We start from the raw sequence: 24,054 nt of genomic DNA on the forward strand, positions 1-24,054 counted from the left end.
ATTTCTGCTTAACAGGGTGGTAATGACATGGCAACTGAACAAACTGCAATTACACGCGCGACATTCGATGAAGTGATTCTGCCGATTTATGCACCGGCTGAGTTTATCCCTGTAAAAGGGAAAGGGAGTCGAGTATGGGATCAACAGGGTAAAGAGTACGTTGATTTCGCGGGTGGTATTGCAGTTACCGCGTTAGGGCATTGCCATCCGGCGCTGGTTGAGGCGTTAAAAACTCAGGGCGAAACCCTGTGGCATACCAGCAATGTTTTTACCAACGAACCGGCGTTGCGCTTAGGCCGTAAAATCATTGATGCAACCTTCGCCGAACGCGTACTGTTCATGAACTCCGGTACCGAAGCTAACGAAACCGCCTTTAAGCTGGCGCGCCACTATGCCTGCGTGCGCCATAGCCCGTTCAAAACCAAGATTATTGCCTTCCATAACGCGTTTCACGGTCGTTCGCTGTTTACCGTATCCGTCGGCGGGCAGCCGAAATACTCCGACGGCTTTGGACCCAAACCGGCGGATATCATCCATGTACCGTTTAACGATCTGCATGCGGTCAAAGCGGTGATGGACGATCATACCTGTGCGGTGGTGATCGAACCTATTCAGGGCGAGGGTGGCGTTACTGCGGCAACGCCGGCATTCCTGCAAGGTTTGCGTGAACTTTGTGATCAGCACCAGGCATTGTTGGTATTTGATGAAGTACAGAGCGGAATGGGGCGTACCGGCTCACTGTTTGCCTATATGCACTACGGCGTGACGCCGGATATCCTGACCAGCGCCAAGGCGCTCGGCGGCGGCTTCCCGGTGAGCGCGGTACTGACCACCCAGGAGATTGCCTCCGCGTTCCACGTGGGTTCACACGGCTCCACATACGGCGGTAACCCGCTGGCCTGCGCGGTTGCGGGAGCTGCGTTTGATATCATCAACACGCCGGAAGTGCTGGAAGGTATTCAGGCCAAACGTCAGGCGTTTGTTCAGCATTTGCAGAAAATTGACCAACAGTTCGACATTTTCAGTGATATTCGCGGGATGGGATTGCTGATTGGCGCCGAACTTAAGCCGCAGTTTAAAGGCCGGGCGCGTGATTTCTTGTACGCCGCGGCGAATGAAGGCGTGATGGTACTGAATGCCGGGCCGGACGTGATGCGTTTTGCGCCGTCGCTGGTGGTGGAGCAGGCTGATATTGATGAAGGGATGCAGCGCTTCGCGCAGGCCGTGGCGAAAGTGGTGGGTTGATGGATTGCCGGATGGCGCTACGCTTATCCGGCCTACGAATCACACCTTACCCCGTAGGCCGGATAAGGCGTTACGCCGCCATCCGGCAACTCTCTTAACCCTTCATATCCCGCAGTCGGCGGCTCAGCCAGATCCCGTGATGCGGTCGCTGACGCCATGCTACCGACGAAATGGTGTGCATGGTATTCAGATGCCCCAATATCCGCTGTAGGTGCTGCTCAAGGGTGCTTAAAGGCCCATGGGACAGCATCTCTGGCGCCTCGAGAATATTCACATCGCCGGAGCTTCCGGGGCCGTCATATTCCAGCCGCTGCTGACAGCGCTGGATCGCAATTTCGCAGGATTCCAGATACCGCTGCGCCAAATCCGGCGTCAGCATCGTATGTTCCCTTGCCAGCGTAGTCATTGCGTTGATGTGTTCGACGATGAACTGGCTATGCGTAACCCACAGTTTCATGTCCGCCAGATAGTGCGAGTTGAACCCAGGCTCCTGCATCGCCTGGTTAAGTGAGTTGAACAGCGTGTTATGCGCCTGGTTGACCCGCATGCGTTGATACGCCAGCGGTGTGGCCTGGGGATCGTTGCTCAGGATCAGGCGAATGGCCTCCTGATCGGCTTCTAACGCATCGTGGGCGTTTTTACGCAGTAAACCGCTCTGCCACTGCGGCCACAGCCAGAGCATCCCGCCAAAAGCGATCAGGCAGCCAGTGATCGTATCGATAAACCGCGGCACGATAAACTGTTCCCCGTTCAGCGTCAGCAGTTGCAGGGTATATACCGCGGTGACCGTAAAGCCGACGGTAGCCCAGCCGTAGTTTTTGCGGATGGTCAGATAACTCACCAGGGTTATCAGCAGCATGCCTGCCAGCGTGTAACCTTCCTGAATATGAAAGTGCAGCGTGACGCCAGCGATCACCAGGCCGACGAGCGTCCCTACTGAACGGTGTAAAATACGTACCCGGGTTGCCCCGTAGCCATTTTGCGTGACGAACAGGATTGTCATCAAAATCCAATAGGGTTTTGGCAGGTGTAAGGCGCTGCCCATCAGGCTGGCAATGCTCAACATGACGCTGATGCGTCCGGCATTACGCAGCGCAGGGGATTTCAACGACAAATAGCTTTTCAGGGCAGGGATCAGCGGCAGCCGACGCTGCTTGTCAGCCATTAAATCACGGGCATACAGTGGTCGCTGGGTGCGTAGCACACGGGCAATACGGCTGAAGTGCCAGTAGCAAAATTGACCTACCGGATTGTCCGGATGCTGGTTGGCGATTTTCTCCAGCGTGCCAATCTGCTTTTCCATTGAGAAACGGGTCGGTAAGCGGTGATATAAAATATCATCGGCCAGTACGCGAAGGCGTTCGGCGACGGTGCGCGCATTCCAGCGAATCACCTGTTCGGCGTGGCTACGTTCAACCAGCTTTTGCACTTCTTCCGGCTGGTGGAGGCTAACGGAAATATGTTCCTGTAAATCGAGCGCCTCCTGAAAGGCACGTAGCAGGCGCTTATAATCGTTGTTGCGATGCGCCGACAGCATATGCATTTGCTGATAGCACTGGGTAATTAAATCCACCGCTTTTTGTTGGCGCACCAGCAGGGGAGGAAGCGCTTTTTCGGGATCGGCATGCTGGGTCAGCATGCTGTACTTGGCCTCACAGTAATCGGCTAATTCGCGGTACAACAAACTGAGCGATTCACGCAGCGGCTGCTCGCGCCACATCCAGAACCAAAACCAGTTGAACAGGCCGTACCACAATGTGCCCAGCGCGTAGATCAGCAGTGGCTCCCAGACGGGCATGTTCCCGGCCAGGCTGAGCGTGAAAATTGCCGCGATAAGCGAGGCAGGTAGTAGTCGCGCATGCAGAGGGCCTAATTCTGCGGTTACACCAAGAATTAGCGTCAGGCCGGTGAGGATCAGCGGCAGCGGTATATCTTTTGCCAGCAGTAACTGCATGATCAGACTGCATCCGGCAAACAAAGACGCGCCAATCACTAAGCGTTTGAAAAAGCGCTTATGCGGGGTATCAAGACCGGCAATATTGCAGCAGGCAGGGACGAGGGAGAATAAGAGCCCCAGATGAAGCTGACCAATGATAAGGCCGACAGCCACAGGTAAACATAGCACCAGCGTCTGTCGTAGTGCGTAGTTGATCTCGGGGTGATAAATCAGTCTTCGCCACATCGGAGCAAACAAAAATGGCGCATTACTACGTAACACGCCATGTCGATGGGATTAACGCGTGCCGTAGACGACGATGGTCTTACCATGCGCGGAGATCAGATTCTGATCTTCCAGCATTTTCAGGATACGACCAACGGTTTCACGGGAACAGCCAACGATCTGGCCAATTTCCTGGCGGGTAATTTTAATCTGCATGCCGTCCGGGTGAGTCATTGCGTCAGGCTGTTTCGCCAGATTCAGCAGAGTCTGGGCGATACGACCAGTTACGTCGAGGAAGGCAAGGTTGCCTACTTTTTCAGACGTTACCTGCAGACGACGAGCCATCTGAGAAGACAGACGCATCAGAATATCTGGGTTGACCTGGATTAATTGGCGAAATTTTTTGTAGGAAATTTCAGCGACTTCACATGCGGTTTTGGCACGTACCCAGGCGCTACGTTCCTGGCCTTCTTCGAAGAGGCCTAATTCACCAATAAAATCGCCCTGATTCAGATAAGAGAGGATCATTTCTTTCCCTTCTTCATCTTTGATCAGCACTGCCACTGAGCCTTTAACGATGTAATACAACGTTTCCGCTTTTTCACCCTGGTGAATCAGCGTGCTCTTCGATGGGTACTTATGAATATGGCAATGAGACAAGAACCATTCGAGAGTCGGGTCTGTTTGCGGTTTGCCAAGCACCATGCGCGGTTATCCTCTGTTATAAGCTGTCTCCAGAGCCAAAAAACAACCTGTCTCTGGGTTTGCAAAAATGTGCTTCCCGCTACCTGGGAAGGGGGCTGTCAATACGTGCGACGGCCTGTAATGTGATGTCCTCTGCATACATGCAGTACGTCAATGTATTACTGTAGCATCCTGACTGTTTTAGCATAGCTTTCGCCGTGTGTCTCCTGGTGTCTCGCTTCAGCATGACGCAGGTCGCCTTCCATTGCGAGAATTGTTATGTACGCGTAATCTGTCAGGAAAATTGAAACATTGGAGTTACGAAATATGCAAGCGCGTGTAAAGTGGGTTGAGGGGTTAACCTTCCTCGGTGAGTCCGCCTCAGGCCACCAAATTTTGATGGACGGTAACTCTGGTGATAAAGCGCCGAGCCCGATGGAAATGGTCTTAATGGCTGCGGGCGGTTGCAGCGCAATTGATGTGGTGTCGATCCTGCAAAAGGGGCGTCAGGATGTGACCAACTGCGAAGTGAAGCTGACCTCCGAGCGTCGTGATGAAGCGCCGCGCCTGTTCACCCATATCAACCTGCATTTCATTGTAACGGGTAACGACCTGAAAGATGCGTCTGTGTCTCGCGCAGTTGACCTCTCGGCGGAGAAGTATTGTTCCGTAGCGCTGATGCTGGAAAAGGCGGTGAACATTACCCATTCTTATGAAGTCGTTGCCGCGTAATTGCTGATGCCGGATGGCGGCGTTGCCTTATCCGGCCTACAGGATGATGTTGAGTCGTAGGCCGGATAAGCGAAGCGCCATCCGGCGCTTTCCACATATCACTCTATCTTTTTACCTTCCATCAGTCGCTGGACCAGCGGTAGCATAATCAATTCCATCGCCAGACCCATCTTGCCGCCCGGCACGACCAACGTATTGATATGCGAAATGAATGAGCCCTGCAGCATGGCCAGTAGCCAGGGATAATCGATGCCTTCCAGATTACGAAAATGAATCACGACAAAGCTTTCATCCAGTGACGGAATGCTCCTGGCGGCAAAGGGATTAGAGGTATCGACGGTCGGTACGCGTTGGAAGTTAATATGCGTGCGGGAAAACTGTGGGGTGATGTAATTGATGTAATCGTCCATTGAGCGCACCACCGAGTCCATTACCGCTTCACGTGAATGCCCGCGTTCGCTGGTATCGCGGGTCAGCTTCTGGATCCACTCCAGGTTTACGATCGGCACCACGCCAACCAGCAGATCGACATGCCGGGCCACGTTTTGCTGTGGGGTGACAACGCCACCGTGCAGTCCCTCATAGAACAGGACATCCGTCGGTTCAGGCAGCGGCTGCCAGGGCGTAAATGTCCCCGGAACCTGATTCCACGGTACGGCCTCATCGTAGGTGTGCAGATATTTACGCGACTGACCTTTGCCCGTCTGGCCGTATTCAATAAAGGTTTGCTCCAGCAGACCGAAGTCGTTAGCTTCGGGGCCGAAATAGCTGATATGCCGCCCGGCATCGCGTGCTTTGCGAATCGCCATGTCCATTTCCGGACGGGTATAGCGATGAAAACTGTCACCTTCCACCTCGGCGGCGCGCAGATTTAACTGCGCGAAAATTTTACGAAACGCAAGGCTGGTGGTGGTGGTCCCCGCGCCGCTGGATCCTGTTACCGCAATCACCGGATGTTTGGCAGACATAACAACTCCATGAAATGGTTGTAATTATAGTAAAGTCGGCCGGCGGCTACGGGTTACTCGTGAATCTGCTTCCTCGGCATAATGTTGACCGTTTCATGCAGTTCGGACCACACCAGCACGGCCTCACCTGATTGTAGTTGGCGTTTGACGTCGGCGACTTTTTGTTCGAGCGAGCGTTCATGTTCACCATAATCGGTGCCTTCGCGCAAGACAAAGCTTTCAATCAGATTGTCCAGCGAGTCCGGGGAGATGTCTTGCCAGGGGATGATCATGATGACGCCTCCAGATACGTTGTCAGCCAGTCCGGGATTCTGGATTCCAGCCACATCTCCGGATGGCGTATCGTACCACCAATGAATCCGACATGGCCGCCGTGTTCGGTGAGCTGATATTCCACCTGTGAGGGCAGATTTTCCGGTTCAAGGATCACATGACTATCCATAAACGGATCGTCCTTGGCATGAATAATCAGCGTGGGTTTGGCTATCTGATTAAGCAGCGGCATGGCGCTACACTGACGGTAATAGTCTATCGCATCGGCGAAACCGTGAATTTTGGCGGTGATCAGATCGTCAAAATCGCGAATGCGACGCAGAGATTTCAACTGGGCCAGACTCACCGGCAGCGAGCCAGGATAAGCCTCAAGCTTACGCGAGGCATTGGCTTTCAACAGGTTAAGCAGGTAGCGCTGATAGACCTTGGAGAATCCTTTGTCCATATGGTAACTACAGGCTTCCAGCACGAAAGGCGCGGAGACGATAACCGCGGCATCAATGGGGATCGTGTTCCCTTCTTTTGCCAGCAGGCAGGCCAGCATGTTTCCACCGAGCGAATAGCCAACCGCAGCGGTGGGTACACGACCGAACTCACGCTCCAGCCAGTGTAAAAACCAGGTGCCGTCTTCTGTTTCACCAGAGTGATAAATACGATTCAGGCGATTTGGCTCGCCGCTACAGCCACGAAAATGCATCACCACGCCCAGCCAGCCGCGCTTTTGTGCTGCTTCAATCAGGCCGTGGGCGTACGGGCTGTTCAGGCTGCCTTCCAGACCGTGAAAAACCACCAGGCGCGGCTTGTGTTTCGCCTGTTGCGGATCTTCGCTCCATGCCAGATCGACGAAATCGCCGTCGGGCAATTCCAGACGCTGCCAGTGGGCATCGAACTTCACCTTGCGGCGAATTAAACGCGGCAGCATCGTCTGTAAATGACGGTTACTGATACCGCGCATCGGGCGGAATTCTCGCGAATCGTCGGTAGGTGGGGTCATTTCTGTGGACGTGATTTCAACCATAACACCAGAGCAATTAATAATCGGAAAGAATAACTATACCGTGCGCAGCGCGTGCGGGTTAGCCAATATGTGATTTTGTGCTTACTCGGCCAGCATCTGCTCAAGCTGCTCCTGCGCGTCCAGCCAGGCCATCTCACACTCTTCCAGCCCGGACTTCGCGCTTGCCTGTTGTTGCAGACATGCCGTGAGCTCAGCTTTACGGCTTTGGTCGTACAGTTCGCTGTCGCCGAGTTTCTCTTCCGCCTGTGCCAGCTGTGCGTGCAGTTTCTCCATCTCTTTTTCCAGACGAGTAATCTCTTTACGCAGCGGTTGCGTCAGGGTGCGCAGTTCCGCTTCGCGACGCTTCTGGTCTTTACGCGCCTGGGCGCTGTTAACGCTCTCTTTCGCCGGTTCGTCGCCCTGGCTTTCCTGTTTTTGCACATCGCTCAGCCACTGCTGATAATCCTCCAGATCGCCGTCAAACGGCTCGACTTTCTTGTCGTGTACCAGATAGAGGTCGTCGGTGGTGGAGCGAATCAGGTGACGGTCGTGCGAAACCACGACCAGCGCGCCTTCAAAATCGATCAGCGCTTCGGTCAGCGCCTGACGCATATCTAAATCCAGGTGGTTGGTCGGTTCATCGAGCAGCAGTAGGTTCGGGCGCTGCCAGACGATCAACGCCAGCACCAGACGCGCTTTTTCGCCACCGGAGAAGCGACGGGTTTCTTCGCTGACTTTATCGCCCTGGAAGCCGAATCCGCCGAGGTAGTCTCGCAGTTTCTGCTCAAGCTCCTGCGGCGCCATGCGCGCCAGGTGCTGGATAGGCGATTCATCGGCGCGTAAAAACTCCAGCTGGTGCTGAGCGAAGTAGCCCAGCTTGATGCCTTTCGCCAGGCCAATCTCGCCGCTGATGGGGGCCAGTTCGCCGGCCAGCAGCTTAATCAGCGTTGATTTACCCGCACCGTTGCGGCCTAACAGGCCGATGCGAGAACCCGGCACCAGATTCAGTTTGATAGAGTCGAGGATTGTGCGATCACCGTAGCCAGCACTCACTTTTTCCATTTTCAGCAGCGGATTAGGCAGGCTTTCAGGTTCACGGAAGCTGAAATGGAACGGGTTATCGACATGGGCTGGAGCGATAAGCTCCATACGCTCCAGCATTTTGATACGGCTCTGCGCCTGCTTTGCTTTGGTGGCTTTAGCACGGAAACGATCGATATAGCTTTGCAGATGCGCCACACGCTCCTGCTGGCTTTCGTACATGGCCTGTTGCTGCGCGAGGCGGGTCGCACGCTGGATTTCAAACGCGCTGTAGTTGCCGGTGTACTCGAACATGGTTTGTTGTTCGATATGGATAATTTTATCCACCACCGGATCGAGGAAGTCGCGGTCGTGGGAGATCAAAATCAGCGTGCCCTGATAGCTTTTCAGCCATCTTTCCAGCCAGATCACCGCGTCGAGATCGAGGTGGTTGGTCGGTTCATCGAGCAGCAGCAGGTCTGAACGGCAAATCAGCGCCTGTGCCAGGTTGAGACGCATACGCCAGCCGCCGGAGAAGTCGCTGACCGGGCGCTCGAGCTGCTCGTTAGAGAAACCGAGGCCGTGCAGCAGGCTGGCGGCGCGTGAACGTACGGTCCAGGCGTCAATGGCATCCAGTTTTCCATGGACGGTGGCAATGGCGTGTCCATCGTTACGTTCATTGGCATCGTTTAACTGGGCTTCCAGTTGGCGATATTCGCGGTCGCCATCAATCACGTATTCCAGCGCAGGCTGTGGTAACGCAGGCGTTTCCTGATTCACCCATGCGAGCTGCCAGTTTCCCGGGAACGTAAATCCGCCGGCGTCAGCGCTGATTTCATTTTTCAGCAATGCCAGCAGGGTAGATTTACCGCAGCCATTTTTACCCACCAGGCCAACCTTCTGCCCGGGATTAATGGTGGCCGTGGCATTGTCCAGCAAGACGCGCACGCCGCGACGAATTTGTAACGATGAGAAAACAATCATAAGGCGCCGTATGTTCAGACTATGTTAATTTATCATTATGATAATGTAATGTGTGGGCCGTTTGCCGCACCGAGGCGCAATGGTAGCCCAAAACGCCGAAAATAGACAAAAGACAAAACCGGGAGGGGGATGATGTCCCAGCCAGCGAAAGTGTTGCTGCTGTATGCCCATCCGGAATCTCAGGACTCGGTCGCGAACCGGGTTCTGCTTAAACCGGCCATACAGCTCAGTAATGTTACCGTGCACGACCTATACGCGCACTATCCCGATTTTTTTATCGATATTTCTCACGAGCAGGAACTGCTGCGTGAGCATGATGTGATTGTTTTTCAGCATCCGCTTTACACCTATAGCTGTCCGGCGCTGTTAAAGGAGTGGCTTGACCGCGTACTGAGCCGCGGGTTTGCCAGTGGCCCCGGAGGGAATCAACTGGCGGGAAAGTACTGGCGGAGTGTGATCACTACCGGCGAACCGGAAAGCGCCTACCGCTATGACGCGCTAAACCGCTATCCGATGAGTGATGTGCTGCGCCCTTTCGAGCTAACGGCAGGAATGTGCCGGATGCACTGGATGAGCCCCATCATCGTTTACTGGGCCAGACGGCAAACGAAGCAGGAGCTGGACAGCCATGCGAAAGCGTATGGTGACTGGCTGGCGAATCCGATCCCTGTGGGAGGCCGCTGATGGAGGGTTCTGATTTATTGACTGCAGGAGTGCTGTTCCTTTTCGCGGCGGTGGCTGCGGTGCCGTTGGCATCGCGGCTGGGTATTGGACCGGTGTTGGGTTATTTGCTGGCGGGGATCGCTATTGGCCCATGGGGACTTGGATTCATCAGCGATGTGGATGAAATTCTGCACTTCTCCGAGCTGGGCGTGGTCTTCCTGATGTTCATCATCGGGCTGGAACTTAACCCGGCCAAACTATGGCAATTGCGGCGTTCAATTTTTGGTGTCGGTGCCGCGCAGGTGTTACTTAGCGCGCTTGTCCTGGCAGGGTTATTGATGCTCACTGACTTTTCCTGGCAGGCGGCAGTGGTTGGCGGCATTGGTCTGGCGATGTCATCGACCGCAATGGCGTTACAGCTGATGCGGGAAAAAGGGATGAACCGCAGCGAATCCGGACAACTGGGCTTTTCGGTGCTGTTGTTCCAGGATCTGGCGGTGATCCCGGCGTTGGCGCTGGTTCCGCTGTTAGCAGGATCAGCCGATGAACATTTTGACTGGATCAAAGTGGGCATGAAAGTGTTGGCTTTTGCTGGCATGTTGATTGGCGGACGCTATCTGCTGCGTCCTGTATTTCGCTTTATTGCGGGGTCCGGCGTGCGGGAAGTGTTCACCGCTGCGACGCTGCTGTTGGTGCTGGGTTCTGCTTTATTTATGGATGCGCTGGGGCTGTCGATGGCGCTGGGAACGTTTATCGCTGGCGTGCTGCTGGCGGAAAGCGAATACCGACATGAACTGGAAACGGCGATTGATCCCTTTAAAGGGCTTTTGCTCGGGTTATTTTTCATCTCTGTGGGGATGTCACTTAACCTTGGCGTGCTTTATACCCATATTTTGTGGGTAGTGGCGAGCGTGATAGTACTGGTCATCGTGAAGACGCTGGTGCTCTATGTGTTGGCGCGGCTGAACGGCATGAGAAGCTCGGAGCGGATGCAATTTGCGGGGGTGCTAAGCCAGGGTGGAGAATTTGCCTTCGTGCTTTTTTCAACAGCATCTTCCCAGCGGCTGTTTCAGGGCGATCAAATGGCACTTTTGCTGGTAACCGTCACGCTGTCGATGATGACCACGCCACTGCTGATGAAGCTGATTGATAAATGGCTCTCCCGCCAGTTTAACGGCCCGGATGAAGAAGATGAAAAACCCTGGGTGGAAGACGATAAGCCGCAGGTGATTGTGGTGGGGTTTGGGCGCTTTGGTCAGGTCATCGGTCGCCTGTTAATGGCCAATAAGATGCGTATTACCGTTCTGGAACGGGATATTAGTGCGGTGAATCTGATGCGTAAATATGGCTATAAAGTCTATTACGGCGATGCCACACAGGTGGAGCTTTTACGTTCCGCTGGCGCAGAGGCGGCGCAGTCTATTGTGATCACCTGCAATGAACCTGAAGACACGATGAAGCTGGTGGAATTGTGCCAACAACATTTTCCGCATTTGCATATTCTTGCGCGAGCGCGCGGACGTGTAGAGGCGCATGAGTTATTACAGGCAGGTGTCACGCAGTTTTCCCGTGAAACTTTCTCGAGCGCACTGGAACTGGGGCGCAAAGCGCTGGTGTCGTTGGGGATGCATCCGCATCAGGCGCAGCGTGCCCAGTTGCATTTTCGTCGACTCGATATGCACATGCTACGGGAATTGATCCCAATGCACACCGATACGGTGCAAATCTCTCGTGCCAGAGAGGCCCGACGCGAGCTGGAGGAGATTTTCCAGCGGGAGATGCAGAAAGAACGGCGCCAGCTGGATGGCTGGGATGAATTTGAGTAGAGGATAACCATGGCAATTCGTAAACGTTTTATTGCAGGCGCAAAATGTCCGTCCTGCCAGGCGCAGGATTCGCTGGCGATGTGGCGTGAAAATAATATCGATATTGTTGAGTGTGTTAAGTGCGGTCATCAGATGCGCGAGGCTGATAAACAGGCCCGCGAGCACGTTCGCAAAGAAGAGCAAGTGATCGGGATTTTTCATCCGGACTAGCGATATGCCGCAGCTTTTTTTAAGCTAGAGGGTACACGGGTGCAGAATTCCGCTACAATCTGCGCCACTATTCTTTCCATGCTCAGGAGATATCATGAAAGTAGCAAAGGACCTGGTGGTCAGCCTGGCCTATCAGGTACGTACAGAAGACGGTGTGTTGGTTGATGAGTCTCCGGTGAGTGCACCGCTGGACTACCTGCATGGTCACGGTTCCCTGATTTCTGGCCTGGAAACAGCGCTGGACGGTCATGAAGTTGGCGATAAATTCGACGTTGCTGTAGGCGCAAACGACGCTTACGGTCAGTATGATGAAAATCTGGTGCAGCGCGTTCCTAAAGACGTCTTCATGGGCGTTGACGAACTGCAGGTTGGCATGCGTTTCCTGGCTGAAACTGACCAGGGGCCGGTACCGGTAGAAATTACCGAAGTGGAAGACGACCACGTTGTGGTTGACGGTAACCACATGCTGGCTGGCCAGAATCTGAAATTCAACGTCGAAGTTGTCGCGATCCGCGAAGCGACCGAAGAAGAACTGGCTCACGGCCACGTTCACGGTGCGCACGGTCACGACCACGATCATGACCACGGTCATGACGGTTGCTGCGGTGGTCACGGTCACGACCATGGTCACGAGCACGGCGGCGAAGGCTGCTGCGGCGGTGGCGGTAAAGGTAACGGCGGCGGTTGCGGTTGCCACTAATACCCTTCGTCTTTCAACTCACAGCGGTGTTGGCTGCGCTTTCAAATCCCGGTCGCATAGTTATCTATGCTCCCAGGACTTCCTCAAGCTTGCCGCCTTGCTGTGATTTGAAATTCTTTGGGTATATGTGAGTAGATCCGATAAGCGTTATCGCCTTCGGACACAAAAAGCGGGGATATCCCCGCTTTTTTTACGTCTCAATAATGTGGCGGAGGGGTCTCTTCAGACTGCGACGCGATGTGGGACGGTTGCGTTGCTTTGAGCTTTTCCGTCAGCAGACGCAGATGGTCGCGCAGTTTGGCCATTTCCAGTTCATGCGCGGTCACCGTCACGTTGAGCTCTTCAATGGTTATCTCCTGAAATGCCAGGCGACTTTCCAGTTCAGCCAGGCGAGTTTCCATTGTTGTATCCTGCATGATTCACCTCTTTCTTTTTTCTCCGGCAGATCGCGGACTGCGGCGAATTCTACTTAACTTTGCCTGTTTGCACAGCACTCAATCTTCGGTAACGAAACTAATTTAAACAAAAAGAGTCTGAAAAGTGGTGATAATAGGGCGTGCCTGTATGTTGATTTGTTCTGCAACGCTTTATAGTACATTTTTATGTTAGTTAACCCTGGGGTGAGATGCCCCGGCCCTGGAGATATGGATGAAATCACTGTTTAAAGTAACGCTGCTGGCGACCACAATGGCTGTTGCTCTGCATGCCCCGATCACCTTCGCTGCTGATGCTGCGAAACCAGCCGCTACTGCTGACAGCAAAGCAGCATTCAAGAATGACGACCAAAAAGCCGCTTACGCGCTGGGCGCGTCCCTGGGTCGTTATATGGAAAACTCCCTGAAAGAACAGGAAAAACTGGGCATCAAACTGGATAAAGATCAGTTGATCGCGGGTGTTCAGGATGCGTTTGCAGATAAGAGCAAACTGTCTGACCAGGAAATCGAACAAACTCTGCAGGCATTTGAAGCGCGCGTGAAGAGCTCCGCTCAGGCAAAAATGGAAAAAGACGCGGCTGACAACGAAGCCAAAGGTAAAGTATACCGCGAGAAATTTGCTAAAGAGAAAGGCGTTAAAACCTCTGCCACTGGCCTGGTCTACAAAGTAGAGAAAGAAGGTACCGGTGCCGCTCCGAAAGACAGCGATACCGTGGTTGTTAACTACAAAGGTACGCTGATCGATGGTAAAGAGTTTGATAACTCTTATACCCGTGGTGAGCCGCTCTCTTTCCGTCTTGACGGCGTGATCCCGGGCTGGACTGAAGGCCTGAAAAACATCAAGAAAGGCGGCAAAATCCAGTTGGTTATCCCACCGGATCTGGCATACGGTAAAACTGGCGTTCCGGGCATCCCGGCAAACTCCACGCTGGTCTTTGATGTTGAGCTGTTAGATATCAAACCGGCACCAAAAGCCGATGCGCAGCCAGAAGCTGCACCGGCTGATAAAGCTGCAGACAGCAGCAAAAAGTAAGAGAACAAAAACCGCCGCCCACAGGGCGGCGGTTTTTTATTATCGACAGGATATAATTAATACTGGAAAGCGCCTTGTGCGCTGTATTACTTTAGATGCCCCTATAATAGTGATGAGCCTGCCCTGACAACATAACGACAGGCTCCTGAAAAGGAGTGCTTTTTTTCATGTCCAGGTCGCTTTTAACCAACGAAACCAGTGAGCTAGATTTACTGGATCAACGTCCTTTCGATCAAACCGACTTCGATATCCTTAAATCCTATGAAGCGGTAGTGGACGGGTTGGCGATGCTCATTGGTTCCCATTGTGAAATCGTATTGCACTCTTTGCAGGATTTGAAATGCTCGGCCATTCGCATCGCTAACGGTGAACACACGGGCCGTAAAATTGGCTCGCCGATTACCGACCTTGCGTTGCGTATGCTGCATGATATGACGGGTGCGGATAGCAGCGTGTCGAAGTGTTATTTCACACGCGCGAAAAGCGGTGTCTTGATGAAGTCGGTGACGATTGCCATTCGCAACCGTGAGCATCGCGTGATTGGTCTGCTGTGCATCAACATGAACCTTGATGTTCCTTTCTCGCAGATAATGAATACCTTTATCCCACCGGAGACCCCGGAAGTGGGATCAGCCGTGAACTTCGCGTCCTCAGTCGAAGATCTGGTGACGCAGACGCTGGAGTTCACCATTGAAGAAGTGAACGCCGATCGTAATGTCTCCAACAATGCCAAGAATCGTCAGATTGTCCTGAATTTGTATGAGAAAGGCATCTTCGATATTAAAGATGCGATCAATCAGGTCGCCGATCGTCTGAACATCTCTAAGCACACGGTCTACCTCTATATTCGCCAGTTCAAAAGCGGTGATTTCCAGGGGCAAGATAAGTAATGCGTTTTGCCATCATGGTAACCGGGCCCGCCTACGGCACACAGCAAGCGAGTAGCGCATTGCAATTTGCGCATGCGCTACTCGAAGAAGGACACGAGTTGTGTAGCGTTTTCTTTTATCGTGAGGGCGTGTATAACGCGAACGTTCTGACATCGCCCGCCAGTGATGAATTTGATTTAGTTCGAGCCTGGCAAAAGCTTCACCAACAGCATGGTGTGGCGCTGAATATCTGTGTTGCGGCAGCCTTGCGGCGTGGTGTTGTTGATGAGACTGAAGCAACACGGCTAGGGTTGTCTGGTGCTAATTTACAATCAGGATTTACTCTCAGCGGTCTTGGATCGCTGGCTGAAGCATCCCTGACGTGCGATCGCGTGGTGCAGTTTTAATGAAACGTGTTGCCTTTGTTTTTTCTACTGTGCCGCACGGCAGCGCATCCGGCCGCGAAGGACTGGATGCTTTACTGGCGACATCTGCATTAACGGAAGACCTCGGCGTGTTTTTTATCGGCGATGGCGTTTTTCAAATCCTCCAGGGACAACAACCGGATGCCGTGCTGGCGCGAGACTATATCGCGACCTTCAAACTGTTAGGGTTGTACGATATCGATCAATGTTGGCTCTGCGCTGCCTCATTACGCGAGCGGGGCTTTCAGCAGGGGAGTAATTTTGTGATCGATGCGACAGCGCTTGAACCGGAAGATTTACGCCGTGAGTTAGGCAACTATGACGTCATTTTAAGGTTTTGAGACTCCCATGCTGCACACACTACATCGCTCCGCGTGGCTTACCGATTTCTCCTCTCTTCTTCGTCTGATTGATAAAGACGATGAACTTTTATTGCTCCAGGATGGCGTGACGGCAGCAATCGAAGGAAGCCGTTTCCTTGAAAGTCTGCAAAATGCCTCCATTAAGGTCTATGTACTGGAAGAAGACATTAAGGCTCGCGGGTTGAGTGGTCAAATTTCAGACAGTGTCGTCAGGGTTAGCTATACTGACTTCGTCAGACTTACGGTGAAGCATCCCAGCCAGATGTCCTGGTAATTGTGGGATCGTTGTATATTTCTTGACACCTTTTCGACACCGACCTAAAATTCTGCGTCCTCATATTGTATGAGGTCGTTTTATTACGTGTTTACGAAGCAAAAGCTAAAACCAGGAGCTATTTAATGGCAACAGTTAACCAGCTGGTACGCAAACCACGTGCACGCAAAGTTGCAAAAAGCAACGTGCCTGCGCTGGAAGCATGCCCGCAGAAACGTGGCGTATGTACTCGTGTATATACTACCACTCCTAAAAAACCGAACTCCGCACTGCGTAAAGTTTGCCGTGTTCGTCTGACTAACGGTTTTGAAGTGACTTCCTACATCGGTGGTGAAGGTCACAACCTGCAGGAGCACTCAGTGATCCTGATCCGTGGCGGTCGTGTAAAAGACCTCCCGGGTGTTCGTTACCACACCGTTCGTGGTGCGCTTGACTGCTCCGGCGTTAAAGACCGTAAGCAATCACGCTCCAAGTATGGCGTGAAACGTCCTAAGGCTTAATGGTTCTCCGTTAAGTAAGGCCAAACGTTTTATATTAATGTCAAACTAAACTCTTAGAGTTTTGGACAATCCTGAATTAACAACGGAGTATTTCCATGCCACGTCGTCGCGTCATTGGTCAGCGTAAAATTCTGCCGGATCCGAAGTTCGGATCAGAACTGCTGGCTAAATTTGTAAATATCCTGATGGTAGATGGTAAAAAATCTACTGCCGAAACTATCGTATACAGCGCGCTGGAGACCCTGGCTCAGCGTTCTGGTAAAAACGAACTGGAAGCTTTCGAAGTAGCTCTCGAAAACGTGCGCCCGACTGTCGAAGTTAAGTCTCGCCGCGTTGGTGGTTCTACTTATCAGGTACCAGTTGAAGTCCGTCCGGTCCGTCGTAATGCTCTGGCAATGCGTTGGATCGTTGAAGCTGCTCGTAAACGCGGTGATAAATCCATGGCTCTGCGCCTGGCGAACGAACTTTCTGATGCTGCAGAAAACAAAGGTACTGCAGTTAAGAAACGTGAAGACGTTCACCGTATGGCAGAAGCCAACAAGGCGTTCGCACACTACCGTTGGTAATCCCTTCGGAGTTTTAGTCACCAGGCGGGCGCTTCTAGTAAGCAGCCCGCTTTGGGCTACTTAAATTGAACGCCTAAAAGATAAACGAGGAATCAAATGGCTCGTACAACACCCATCGCGCGCTACCGTAACATCGGTATCAGTGCGCACATCGACGCCGGTAAAACCACTACTACCGAACGTATTCTGTTCTACACCGGTGTAAACCATAAAATCGGTGAAGTTCATGACGGCGCAGCCACCATGGACTGGATGGAGCAGGAGCAGGAGCGTGGTATTACTATCACCTCCGCAGCGACTACTGCATTCTGGTCTGGTATGGCTAAGCAGTACGAACCGCATCGCGTAAACATCATCGACACCCCGGGGCACGTTGACTTCACAATCGAAGTAGAACGTTCCATGCGTGTGCTTGATGGTGCAGTAATGGTTTACTGCGCAGTTGGTGGTGTTCAGCCTCAGTCTGAAACCGTATGGCGTCAGGCAAACAAATATAAAGTTCCGCGCATTGCGTTCGTTAACAAAATGGACCGTATGGGTGCGAACTTCCTGAAAGTTGTTGGTCAGATCAAAACCCGTCTGGGCGCGAACCCTGTTCCGCTGCAGCTGGCAATTGGCGCTGAAGAAGCGTTCACCGGTGTTGTTGACCTGGTGAAAATGAAAGCCATCAACTGGAACGAAGAAGATGCAGGCGTAACCTTCACTTATGAAGATATCCCGGCTGACATGCAGGAACTGGCTGAAGAATGGCACCAGAACCTGATCGAGTCCGCTGCGGAAGCTTCAGAAGAGCTGATGGAGAAATACCTGGGTGGTGAAGAACTGACTGAAGAAGAGATCAAAAAAGCTCTGCGTCAGCGTGTTCTGAACAACGAAATCATCCTGGTAACCTGTGGTTCTGCGTTCAAGAACAAAGGTGTTCAGGCGATGCTGGATGCGGTAATTGATTACCTGCCATCCCCAGTCGACGTACCTGCGATCAACGGTATTCTGGACGACGGTAAAGATACTCCTGCTGAGCGTCATGCTAGCGATGACGAGCCGTTTGCTGCTCTGGCATTCAAAATCGCTACCGACCCGTTCGTGGGTAACCTGACCTTCTTCCGCGTGTACTCTGGTGTGGTTAACTCCGGTGACACCATCCTGAACTCCGTGAAAACTGCACGTGAACGTTTCGGCCGTATCGTACAGATGCACGCTAACAAACGTGAAGAGATCAAAGAAGTTCGCGCGGGCGATATCGCTGCTGCTATCGGTCTGAAAGACGTGACCACTGGTGACACTCTGTGTGACCCGGATCACCCGATCATTCTGGAACGTATGGAATTCCCTGAGCCGGTAATTTCCATCGCGGTAGAACCGAAAACCAAAGCTGACCAGGAAAAAATGGGTCTGGCTCTGGGCCGTCTGGCTAAAGAAGACCCGTCATTCCGCGTATGGACTGACGAAGAATCTAACCAGACCATTATCGCTGGTATGGGTGAGCTGCACCTCGACATCATCGTTGACCGTATGAAGCGTGAATTCAACGTTGAAGCGAACGTCGGTAAACCTCAGGTTGCTTACCGTGAAGCGATTCGCGCGAAAGTTACCGATATCGAAGGTAAACACGCTAAGCAGTCTGGTGGTCGCGGTCAGTACGGTCATGTTGTTATCGACATGTACCCGCTGGAGCCGGGTTCAAACCCGAAAGGCTACGAGTTCATCAACGACATCAAAGGTGGTGTAATTCCTGGCGAATACATCCCGGCCGTTGATAAAGGCATCCAGGAACAGCTGAAATCTGGCCCGCTGGCTGGTTACCCGGTTGTTGATCTGGGCGTGCGTCTGCACTTCGGTTCTTACCATGACGTTGACTCCTCTGAGCTGGCGTTTAAACTGGCCGCTTCTATCGCCTTCAAAGATGGCTTTAAGAAAGCGAAACCAGTTCTGCTTGAGCCTATCATGAAGGTTGAAGTAGAGACTCCGGAAGAGAACACCGGTGACGTAATCGGTGACTTGAGCCGCCGTCGTGGTATGCTTCGTGGTCAGGAATCCAACGTCACTGGCGTTGTTATCCATGCTGAAGTTCCGCTGTCTGAAATGTTCGGATATGCAACCCAGCTGCGTTCTCTGACCAAAGGCCGTGCTTCTTACTCCATGGAGTTCCTGAAGTACGACGATGCGCCGAACAACGTTGCTCAGGCCGTTATTGAAGCCCGTGGTAAATAATCCACAGGATTAAAACCTAAGTCCCGTGCTCTCTCCATAGGGGAGAGCACTATAGTAAGGAATATAGCCGTGTCTAAAGAAAAATTTGAACGTACAAAACCGCACGTTAACGTCGGCACCATCGGCCACGTTGACCACGGTAAAACTACCCTGACCGCTGCAATCACTACCGTACTGGCTAAAACCTACGGCGGTGCTGCTCGTGCATTCGACCAGATCGATAACGCGCCGGAAGAAAAAGCTCGTGGTATCACCATCAACACTTCTCACGTTGAATATGACACCCCGACTCGCCACTACGCACACGTAGACTGCCCGGGCCACGCCGACTATGTTAAAAACATGATCACCGGTGCTGCGCAGATGGACGGCGCGATCCTGGTTGTTGCTGCGACTGACGGCCCGATGCCGCAGACTCGTGAGCACATCCTGCTGGGTCGTCAGGTAGGCGTTCCGTACATCATCGTGTTCCTGAACAAATGCGACATGGTTGATGACGAAGAGCTGCTGGAACTGGTAGAAATGGAAGTTCGTGAACTTCTGTCTCAGTACGATTTCCCGGGCGACGACACTCCGATCGTTCGTGGTTCTGCTCTGAAAGCGCTGGAAGGCGAAGCAGAGTGGGAAGCGAAAATCATCGAACTGGCTGGCTTCCTGGATTCTTACATCCCGGAACCAGAACGTGCTATCGATAAGCCGTTCCTGCTGCCAATCGAAGACGTATTCTCCATCTCCGGTCGTGGTACCGTTGTTACCGGTCGTGTAGAACGCGGTATCATCAAAGTTGGTGAAGAAGTTGAAATCGTTGGTATCAAAGAGACTGCCAAGTCTACCTGTACTGGCGTTGAAATGTTCCGCAAACTGCTGGACGAAGGCCGTGCTGGTGAGAACGTTGGTGTTCTGCTGCGTGGTATCAAACGTGAAGAAATCGAACGTGGTCAGGTACTGGCTAAGCCGGGCTCTATCAAGCCGCACACCAAGTTCGAATCTGAAGTGTACATTCTGTCCAAAGACGAAGGCGGCCGTCATACTCCGTTCTTCAAAGGCTACCGTCCGCAGTTCTACTTCCGTACTACTGACGTGACTGGTACCATCGAACTGCCGGAAGGCGTAGAGATGGTAATGCCGGGCGACAACATCAAAATGGTTGTTACCCTGATCCACCCGATCGCGATGGACGACGGTCTGCGTTTCGCAATCCGTGAAGGCGGCCGTACTGTTGGTGCGGGCGTTGTTGCTAAAGTAATGAGCTAATTATTGATTAATTAGCTTTGAGCTTAAAAAGGGCGCTTCGGCGCCCTTTTTGCTGCCTGCAATTTAGTAGCTGTCATATTTATTCGCATTTTTTATTCATTCTCCCGCCGCGTAAATAACGTTGCGCTATTGTAATCATAACTATTCTCATTTACACTTTGCACAGAAATTGAACGGGAGCGATCATGTACGTTTGTTTGTGTAATGCGATAAGTGATAAAAAAATACGTCAGGCTGTTCGCCAGTTTCACCCTCAGTCCTTTCAGCAATTACGTAAATTTATTCCTGTAGGAAATCAATGCGGTAAGTGCATTCGTGCTGCTCGTGAAGTCATGCAGGATGAATTAACGCAAATGCCAGAATTTAAAGAGATCGCCTAAGTCACACTCTTTTTTTTGACATCCCTGTAGCCCCATCTACGCTCTAAGAGTGGAAGCGGAGGGACTATAAAATGAAAGGTGATGTTAAAATCATAAATTATCTCAATAAACTATTGGGAAATGAGCTTGTCGCGATCAACCAGTATTTTCTCCATGCTCGTATGTTTAAAAACTGGGGACTGACTCGCCTCAATGATGTTGAGTACCATGAATCTATCGATGAGATGAAACACGCTGATAAATATATTGAGCGTATTTTATTCTTAGAAGGTCTCCCAAACTTACAAGATCTAGGTAAGTTGGGGATTGGTGAAGATGTTGAAGAGATGCTGCAATCTGATCTTCGACTCGAGCTTGATGGTGCGAAAGATTTACGCGAAGCCATTGCTTACGCCGATAGCGTTCATGACTATGTTAGTCGGGACATGATGATTGAGATCCTGACCGAAGAAGAAGGGCATATCGATTGGCTCGAAACGGAGTTGGATCTGATTGGAAAACTTGGATTGCAAAACTATCTGCAATCGCAAATTAAGGTCAGCGACTAACCGCCCTGTATCAGATTTAGCCAGCCAACAACAAAACCCGCAGCCGCCAGATATGGCCCAAAAGGCAGCGGGTTTTTTAGTTTCTTTTTTCCATGCGTTATAAATGCTACACCTGTCATGCAGCAAGCCAGCCCGGCGGCAAGTAAGATCAACAGAGGTAATGAGTCCCATCGATGCCACGCGCCAAGTGCGGCGAGAAATTTTACGTCTCCATAGCCTAATCCTTCTTGATGCCATGCCAGGCGGTATCCCCAATAGAACAGAGAAAATACACCATACCCTGCAATGGCTCCCCAAAGTGCATCGGACAACTGTGTGGGGTTGCAACATTGATGAAAAAGAAGACCACTCCAGAGAAGAGGGCAGGTGAATTTGTCGGGCAATAGGCCAGTACGCAAATCCTGAACCCCAAGCAGTCCGGATAGAGAGATATAAATCAGCAAAAAGGGAAGTTCAGTATTCATGTCTCAATCCGATGCGAGAAAGAGCTAACTATCAGGCAAGTAGCGCTAACTGCACAACGCCCGAATATCCATTTTGCTGGCGTCTTTCCAGGGAATTTGCGCCGCGTAAAAGCGTATACAATCAGAGTGGAATAGCACTCGCATCTGCGTAAGAGTGATTAATTTCTACGCGGCACTTGCTTAAGACTGAGATTTACGTATAATGCGCGGGCTTGTCTAATATTGACAGCGGTTCGATATGAGCCACCGGTACTGCGAAAGCAATACCAGACAATGTTCCCAATCGGGGAACTCTGTAAGAACGGTTACACTCTCCCATCAATCGTAATGGGTTTGAGGAGTAACTATTTCGTCTATAAAATAATTGGAGCTCTGGTCTCATGCAGAACCAAAGAATCCGTATCCGTTTGAAAGCGTTTGATCATCGTCTGATCGATCAATCAACCGCGGAAATCGTCGAGACTGCCAAGCGCACTGGTGCGCAGGTTCGTGGTCCGATCCCGCTGCCGACCCGCAAAGAGCGTTTCACCGTTCTGATCTCCCCGCACGTCAACAAAGACGCGCGTGATCAGTACGAGATCCGTACTCACAAGCGTCTGGTTGACATCGTTGAGCCAACTGAAAAAACCGTTGATGCTCTGATGCGTCTGGACCTGGCTGCCGGTGTAGACGTGCAGATCAGCCTGGGTTAATCAGGTCATCGAGCGATTGAGAGGTTGATACAATGATTGGTTTAGTCGGTAAAAAAGTGGGTATGACCCGCATCTTCACTGAAGATGGCGTATCTATCCCAGTAACCGTTATCGAAGTTGAAGCAAACCGCGTTACTCAGGTTAAAGATCTGGCTAACGATGGCTATCGCGCTGTTCAGGTTACCACCGGTGCTAAAAAAGCTAACCGCGTAACTAAGCCGGAAGCTGGCCACTTTGCTAAAGCTGGCGTAGAAGCTGGCCGCGGCCTGTGGGAGTTCCGTCTGGCAGATGGTGAAGAATACACCGTTGGTCAGAACATTAGCGTTGAACTGTTTGCTGACGTTAAAAAAGTTGACGTAACCGGTACCTCTAAAGGTAAAGGTTTCGCTGGTACCGTTAAGCGCTGGAACTTCCGTACCCAGGACGCTACTCACGGTAACTCCTTGTCTCACCGCGTTCCGGGTTCTATCGGTCAGAACCAGACTCCGGGCAAAGTGTTCAAAGGCAAGAAAATGGCAGGTCAGCTGGGCAACGAACGTGTAACCGTTCAGAGCCTGGACGTAGTACGTGTTGACGCTGAGCGCAACCTGCTGCTGGTTAAAGGTGGTGTTCCGGGTGCGACCGGTTGCGACCTGATCGTTAAACCAGCTGTGAAGGCGTAAGGGGATAGCAATGGAATTAGTATTGAAAGACGCGCAGAGCGCGCTGACTGTTTCCGAAACTACCTTCGGTCGTGATTTCAACGAAGCGCTGGTTCACCAGGTTGTTGTTGCTTATGCAGCTGGTGCTCGTCAGGGTACTCGTGCTCAGAAGACTCGTGCTGAAGTAACTGGTTCAGGCAAAAAGCCGTGGCGCCAGAAAGGTACCGGCCGTGCGCGTTCAGGTTCTATCAAGAGCCCGATCTGGCGTTCAGGTGGCGTGACCTTCGCTGCTCGTCCACAGGACCACAGTCAAAAAGTTAACAAAAAGATGTACCGCGGCGCGCTGAAAAGCATTCTGTCCGAACTGGTACGTCAGGATCGTCTGATCGTTGTCGAATCATTCTCTGTAGAAGCGCCTAAAACTAAGCTGCTGGCACAGAAACTGAAAGACATGGCTCTGGAAGATGTGCTGATCATCACCGGTGAGCTGGACGAAAACCTGTTCCTGGCTGCGCGCAACCTGCACAAGGTTGACGTACGCGATGCAACTGGTATCGACCCGGTTAGCCTGATCGCCTTCGACAAAGTCGTAATGACTGCTGATGCTGTTAAGCAAGTTGAGGAGATGCTGGCATGATTCGTGAAGAACGTCTGCTGAAAGTGCTGCGCGCACCGCACGTTTCTGAAAAAGCGTCTACTGCGATGGAAAAAACTAACACCATCGTTCTCAAAGTTGCTAAAGACGCGACCAAAGCAGAAATCAAAGCTGCTGTGCAGAAACTGTTTGAAGTCGAAGTCGAAGTCGTTAACACCCTGGTAGTTAAAGGGAAAGTTAAACGTCACGGACAGCGTATCGGTCGTCGTAGCGACTGGAAAAAAGCTTACGTCACCCTGAAGGAAGGCCAGAATCTGGACTTCGTCGGCGGCGCTGAGTAAGT

Annotated in this window: 29 protein-coding genes; 21 read left to right on the forward strand and 8 right to left on the reverse strand. The window is 52.0% G+C overall.

Features of this window, described 5'->3' with window-relative positions; genetic code table 11:
- Positions 1–27: 27 nt before the first annotated feature.
- On the forward strand, positions 28–1,245 hold the full coding sequence (locus G8S19_RS01730; RefSeq protein WP_048213535.1) for an aspartate aminotransferase family protein: 1,218 nt from the start codon (positions 28–30) through the stop codon (positions 1,243–1,245).
- Between the two features lie 94 nt (positions 1,246–1,339).
- Here the strand turns inward: G8S19_RS01730 and G8S19_RS01735 are convergent, their stop codons facing one another.
- On the reverse strand, positions 1,340–3,427 hold the full coding sequence (locus G8S19_RS01735) for a YccS/YhfK family putative transporter (protein ID WP_253686600.1): 2,088 nt from the start codon (positions 3,425–3,427) through the stop codon (positions 1,340–1,342).
- Positions 3,428–3,478: 51 nt separating this feature from the next.
- Positions 3,479–4,111, reverse strand: coding sequence for a cAMP-activated global transcriptional regulator CRP (gene crp, locus G8S19_RS01740; RefSeq protein ID WP_000242758.1), 633 nt, complete (start codon positions 4,109–4,111; stop codon positions 3,479–3,481).
- 306 nt (positions 4,112–4,417) lie between these two features.
- On the opposite strand from crp, the gene G8S19_RS01745 reads away from it, so the two are divergent.
- A complete protein-coding gene (locus G8S19_RS01745) occupies positions 4,418–4,822 on the forward strand; it encodes an OsmC family protein (RefSeq protein ID WP_043018552.1) in 405 nt (134 codons plus the stop codon).
- Positions 4,823–4,920: 98 nt separating this feature from the next.
- Here the strand turns inward: G8S19_RS01745 and G8S19_RS01750 are convergent, their stop codons facing one another.
- The 4 genes from G8S19_RS01750 to G8S19_RS01765 form a co-directional block, all read right to left on the reverse strand.
- Positions 4,921–5,790, reverse strand: coding sequence for a phosphoribulokinase (locus G8S19_RS01750; RefSeq protein ID WP_048213534.1), 870 nt, complete (start codon positions 5,788–5,790; stop codon positions 4,921–4,923).
- A gap of 53 nt (positions 5,791–5,843) precedes the next feature.
- Positions 5,844–6,062, reverse strand: coding sequence for a YheU family protein (locus G8S19_RS01755; protein ID WP_101743234.1), 219 nt, complete (start codon positions 6,060–6,062; stop codon positions 5,844–5,846).
- The gene (locus G8S19_RS01760; protein ID WP_253686005.1) at positions 6,059–7,081 is read right to left on the reverse strand and encodes a hydrolase; all 1,023 of its coding nucleotides are present in this window, start codon (positions 7,079–7,081) and stop codon (positions 6,059–6,061) included. The genes G8S19_RS01755 and G8S19_RS01760 overlap by 4 nt, the downstream gene beginning before the upstream one ends.
- A gap of 81 nt (positions 7,082–7,162) precedes the next feature.
- The gene (locus G8S19_RS01765; RefSeq protein WP_048213531.1) at positions 7,163–9,064 is read right to left on the reverse strand and encodes an ABC transporter ATP-binding protein; all 1,902 of its coding nucleotides are present in this window, start codon (positions 9,062–9,064) and stop codon (positions 7,163–7,165) included.
- Between the two features lie 132 nt (positions 9,065–9,196).
- On the opposite strand from G8S19_RS01765, the gene kefG reads away from it, so the two are divergent.
- The 4 genes from kefG to slyD all read left to right on the forward strand — a co-directional run bounded on the left by kefG (position 9,197) and on the right by slyD (position 12,463).
- Positions 9,197–9,748, forward strand: coding sequence for a glutathione-regulated potassium-efflux system ancillary protein KefG (gene kefG / locus G8S19_RS01770; RefSeq protein ID WP_048213530.1), 552 nt, complete (start codon positions 9,197–9,199; stop codon positions 9,746–9,748).
- Positions 9,748–11,553, forward strand: a complete 1,806-nt coding sequence (kefB, locus tag G8S19_RS01775; protein WP_048213529.1) for a glutathione-regulated potassium-efflux system protein KefB — start codon at positions 9,748–9,750, stop codon at positions 11,551–11,553. The genes kefG and kefB overlap by 1 nt, the downstream gene beginning before the upstream one ends.
- 9 nt (positions 11,554–11,562) lie before the next feature.
- Positions 11,563–11,763: a YheV family putative zinc ribbon protein gene (locus G8S19_RS01780; RefSeq protein ID WP_048213528.1), complete on the forward strand. Its 201-nt coding sequence runs from the start codon at positions 11,563–11,565 to the stop codon at positions 11,761–11,763.
- A 94-nt stretch (positions 11,764–11,857) separates the two neighbouring features.
- Positions 11,858–12,463, forward strand: coding sequence for a peptidylprolyl isomerase (slyD, locus tag G8S19_RS01785; protein WP_003023634.1), 606 nt, complete (start codon positions 11,858–11,860; stop codon positions 12,461–12,463).
- A gap of 197 nt (positions 12,464–12,660) precedes the next feature.
- Here the strand turns inward: slyD and G8S19_RS01790 are convergent, their stop codons facing one another.
- On the reverse strand, positions 12,661–12,879 hold the full coding sequence (locus tag G8S19_RS01790) for a protein SlyX (RefSeq protein ID WP_003023639.1): 219 nt from the start codon (positions 12,877–12,879) through the stop codon (positions 12,661–12,663).
- 232 nt (positions 12,880–13,111) lie between these two features.
- On the opposite strand from G8S19_RS01790, the gene fkpA reads away from it, so the two are divergent.
- The 11 genes from fkpA (at position 13,112) to bfr (ending at position 21,319) form a co-directional block, all read left to right on the forward strand.
- Positions 13,112–13,930, forward strand: a complete 819-nt coding sequence (gene fkpA / locus G8S19_RS01795; protein WP_048213527.1) for an FKBP-type peptidyl-prolyl cis-trans isomerase — start codon at positions 13,112–13,114, stop codon at positions 13,928–13,930.
- 167 nt (positions 13,931–14,097) lie between these two features.
- Positions 14,098–14,820, forward strand: a complete 723-nt coding sequence (locus G8S19_RS01800; protein ID WP_003023643.1) for a transcriptional regulator — start codon at positions 14,098–14,100, stop codon at positions 14,818–14,820.
- Entirely contained in the window at positions 14,820–15,206 is a 387-nt protein-coding gene (gene tusD, locus G8S19_RS01805) for a sulfurtransferase complex subunit TusD (protein WP_005121677.1), read from the forward strand. The genes G8S19_RS01800 and tusD overlap by 1 nt, the downstream gene beginning before the upstream one ends.
- Complete coding sequence (tusC, locus tag G8S19_RS01810) at positions 15,206–15,565, forward strand: sulfurtransferase complex subunit TusC (protein ID WP_253686007.1); 360 nt, start codon at positions 15,206–15,208, stop codon at positions 15,563–15,565. The genes tusD and tusC overlap by 1 nt, the downstream gene beginning before the upstream one ends.
- Before the next feature lie 7 nt (positions 15,566–15,572).
- Positions 15,573–15,860 carry a sulfurtransferase complex subunit TusB gene (tusB, locus tag G8S19_RS01815; protein WP_003023651.1) on the forward strand — a complete coding sequence of 96 codons (288 nt, stop codon included), beginning with the start codon at positions 15,573–15,575 and terminating at the stop codon, positions 15,858–15,860.
- A 125-nt stretch (positions 15,861–15,985) separates the two neighbouring features.
- Complete coding sequence (gene rpsL / locus G8S19_RS01820) at positions 15,986–16,360, forward strand: 30S ribosomal protein S12 (protein WP_003023654.1); 375 nt, start codon at positions 15,986–15,988, stop codon at positions 16,358–16,360.
- Between the two features lie 95 nt (positions 16,361–16,455).
- The gene (rpsG, locus tag G8S19_RS01825) at positions 16,456–16,926 is read left to right on the forward strand and encodes a 30S ribosomal protein S7 (protein WP_003023657.1); all 471 of its coding nucleotides are present in this window, start codon (positions 16,456–16,458) and stop codon (positions 16,924–16,926) included.
- Between the two features lie 96 nt (positions 16,927–17,022).
- Positions 17,023–19,137, forward strand: coding sequence for an elongation factor G (gene fusA, locus G8S19_RS01830; RefSeq protein ID WP_003023659.1), 2,115 nt, complete (start codon positions 17,023–17,025; stop codon positions 19,135–19,137).
- Between the two features lie 69 nt (positions 19,138–19,206).
- The gene (gene tuf, locus G8S19_RS01835; protein ID WP_003031109.1) at positions 19,207–20,391 is read left to right on the forward strand and encodes an elongation factor Tu; all 1,185 of its coding nucleotides are present in this window, start codon (positions 19,207–19,209) and stop codon (positions 20,389–20,391) included.
- Between the two features lie 185 nt (positions 20,392–20,576).
- Positions 20,577–20,771, forward strand: coding sequence for a bacterioferritin-associated ferredoxin (gene bfd / locus G8S19_RS01840; protein ID WP_003031111.1), 195 nt, complete (start codon positions 20,577–20,579; stop codon positions 20,769–20,771).
- A gap of 71 nt (positions 20,772–20,842) precedes the next feature.
- On the forward strand, positions 20,843–21,319 hold the full coding sequence (gene bfr, locus G8S19_RS01845; RefSeq protein ID WP_040232010.1) for a bacterioferritin: 477 nt from the start codon (positions 20,843–20,845) through the stop codon (positions 21,317–21,319).
- Here bfr and G8S19_RS01850 read toward each other — a convergent pair.
- On the reverse strand, positions 21,316–21,783 hold the full coding sequence (locus G8S19_RS01850; protein WP_048213524.1) for an A24 family peptidase: 468 nt from the start codon (positions 21,781–21,783) through the stop codon (positions 21,316–21,318). The two genes, bfr and G8S19_RS01850, sit on opposite strands and share 4 nt — an antisense overlap.
- A 380-nt stretch (positions 21,784–22,163) precedes the next feature.
- Between G8S19_RS01850 and rpsJ the strand changes: the two genes are divergently transcribed.
- The 4 genes from rpsJ to rplW are packed head-to-tail and all read left to right on the forward strand — an operon-like array spanning position 22,164 to position 24,052.
- Positions 22,164–22,475, forward strand: coding sequence for a 30S ribosomal protein S10 (gene rpsJ / locus G8S19_RS01855; protein ID WP_001181005.1), 312 nt, complete (start codon positions 22,164–22,166; stop codon positions 22,473–22,475).
- Positions 22,476–22,507: 32 nt separating this feature from the next.
- The gene (rplC, locus tag G8S19_RS01860; RefSeq protein WP_003031117.1) at positions 22,508–23,137 is read left to right on the forward strand and encodes a 50S ribosomal protein L3; all 630 of its coding nucleotides are present in this window, start codon (positions 22,508–22,510) and stop codon (positions 23,135–23,137) included.
- Between the two features lie 10 nt (positions 23,138–23,147).
- Positions 23,148–23,753, forward strand: a complete 606-nt coding sequence (gene rplD / locus G8S19_RS01865) for a 50S ribosomal protein L4 (protein WP_003031119.1) — start codon at positions 23,148–23,150, stop codon at positions 23,751–23,753.
- Entirely contained in the window at positions 23,750–24,052 is a 303-nt protein-coding gene (rplW, locus tag G8S19_RS01870; protein WP_000617546.1) for a 50S ribosomal protein L23, read from the forward strand. Before rplD ends, rplW begins: the two co-directional genes overlap by 4 nt.
- The last annotated feature ends 2 nt before the right edge of the window (positions 24,053–24,054 follow it).

The organism is Citrobacter sp. SX206 (assembly GCF_024181025.1).
Taxonomy (GTDB): domain Bacteria; phylum Pseudomonadota; class Gammaproteobacteria; order Enterobacterales; family Enterobacteriaceae; genus Citrobacter; species Citrobacter youngae.

Excerpts from the sequence above, each read along its gene's own strand:
- bfd (WP_003031111.1), top strand. The coding sequence starts at position 20,577 with ATGTACGTTTGTTTGTGTAATGCGATAAGTGATAAAAAAATACGTCAG.
- rpsL (WP_003023654.1), top strand. The coding sequence starts at position 15,986 with ATGGCAACAGTTAACCAGCTGGTACGCAAACCACGTGCACGCAAAGTT.
- rplD (WP_003031119.1), top strand. The coding sequence starts at position 23,148 with ATGGAATTAGTATTGAAAGACGCGCAGAGCGCGCTGACTGTTTCCGAA.
- tusD (WP_005121677.1), top strand. The coding sequence starts at position 14,820 with ATGCGTTTTGCCATCATGGTAACCGGGCCCGCCTACGGCACACAGCAA.
- G8S19_RS01765 (WP_048213531.1), bottom strand. The coding sequence starts at position 9,064 with ATGATTGTTTTCTCATCGTTACAAATTCGTCGCGGCGTGCGCGTCTTG.
- crp (WP_000242758.1), bottom strand. The coding sequence starts at position 4,111 with ATGGTGCTTGGCAAACCGCAAACAGACCCGACTCTCGAATGGTTCTTG.
- rpsG (WP_003023657.1), top strand. The coding sequence starts at position 16,456 with ATGCCACGTCGTCGCGTCATTGGTCAGCGTAAAATTCTGCCGGATCCG.
- G8S19_RS01745 (WP_043018552.1), top strand. The coding sequence starts at position 4,418 with ATGCAAGCGCGTGTAAAGTGGGTTGAGGGGTTAACCTTCCTCGGTGAG.
- G8S19_RS01790 (WP_003023639.1), bottom strand. The coding sequence starts at position 12,879 with ATGCAGGATACAACAATGGAAACTCGCCTGGCTGAACTGGAAAGTCGC.
- tusC (WP_253686007.1), top strand. The coding sequence starts at position 15,206 with ATGAAACGTGTTGCCTTTGTTTTTTCTACTGTGCCGCACGGCAGCGCA.
- bfr (WP_040232010.1), top strand. The coding sequence starts at position 20,843 with ATGAAAGGTGATGTTAAAATCATAAATTATCTCAATAAACTATTGGGA.
- G8S19_RS01750 (WP_048213534.1), bottom strand. The coding sequence starts at position 5,790 with ATGTCTGCCAAACATCCGGTGATTGCGGTAACAGGATCCAGCGGCGCG.
- tusB (WP_003023651.1), top strand. The coding sequence starts at position 15,573 with ATGCTGCACACACTACATCGCTCCGCGTGGCTTACCGATTTCTCCTCT.
- rplW (WP_000617546.1), top strand. The coding sequence starts at position 23,750 with ATGATTCGTGAAGAACGTCTGCTGAAAGTGCTGCGCGCACCGCACGTT.
- G8S19_RS01850 (WP_048213524.1), bottom strand. The coding sequence starts at position 21,783 with ATGAATACTGAACTTCCCTTTTTGCTGATTTATATCTCTCTATCCGGA.
- G8S19_RS01735 (WP_253686600.1), bottom strand. The coding sequence starts at position 3,427 with ATGTGGCGAAGACTGATTTATCACCCCGAGATCAACTACGCACTACGA.
- slyD (WP_003023634.1), top strand. The coding sequence starts at position 11,858 with ATGAAAGTAGCAAAGGACCTGGTGGTCAGCCTGGCCTATCAGGTACGT.
- kefB (WP_048213529.1), top strand. The coding sequence starts at position 9,748 with ATGGAGGGTTCTGATTTATTGACTGCAGGAGTGCTGTTCCTTTTCGCG.
- G8S19_RS01730 (WP_048213535.1), top strand. The coding sequence starts at position 28 with ATGGCAACTGAACAAACTGCAATTACACGCGCGACATTCGATGAAGTG.
- rplC (WP_003031117.1), top strand. The coding sequence starts at position 22,508 with ATGATTGGTTTAGTCGGTAAAAAAGTGGGTATGACCCGCATCTTCACT.
- G8S19_RS01760 (WP_253686005.1), bottom strand. The coding sequence starts at position 7,081 with ATGGTTGAAATCACGTCCACAGAAATGACCCCACCTACCGACGATTCG.
- kefG (WP_048213530.1), top strand. The coding sequence starts at position 9,197 with ATGTCCCAGCCAGCGAAAGTGTTGCTGCTGTATGCCCATCCGGAATCT.
- G8S19_RS01800 (WP_003023643.1), top strand. The coding sequence starts at position 14,098 with ATGTCCAGGTCGCTTTTAACCAACGAAACCAGTGAGCTAGATTTACTG.
- fusA (WP_003023659.1), top strand. The coding sequence starts at position 17,023 with ATGGCTCGTACAACACCCATCGCGCGCTACCGTAACATCGGTATCAGT.
- G8S19_RS01780 (WP_048213528.1), top strand. The coding sequence starts at position 11,563 with ATGGCAATTCGTAAACGTTTTATTGCAGGCGCAAAATGTCCGTCCTGC.
- fkpA (WP_048213527.1), top strand. The coding sequence starts at position 13,112 with ATGAAATCACTGTTTAAAGTAACGCTGCTGGCGACCACAATGGCTGTT.
- G8S19_RS01755 (WP_101743234.1), bottom strand. The coding sequence starts at position 6,062 with ATGATCATCCCCTGGCAAGACATCTCCCCGGACTCGCTGGACAATCTG.
- rpsJ (WP_001181005.1), top strand. The coding sequence starts at position 22,164 with ATGCAGAACCAAAGAATCCGTATCCGTTTGAAAGCGTTTGATCATCGT.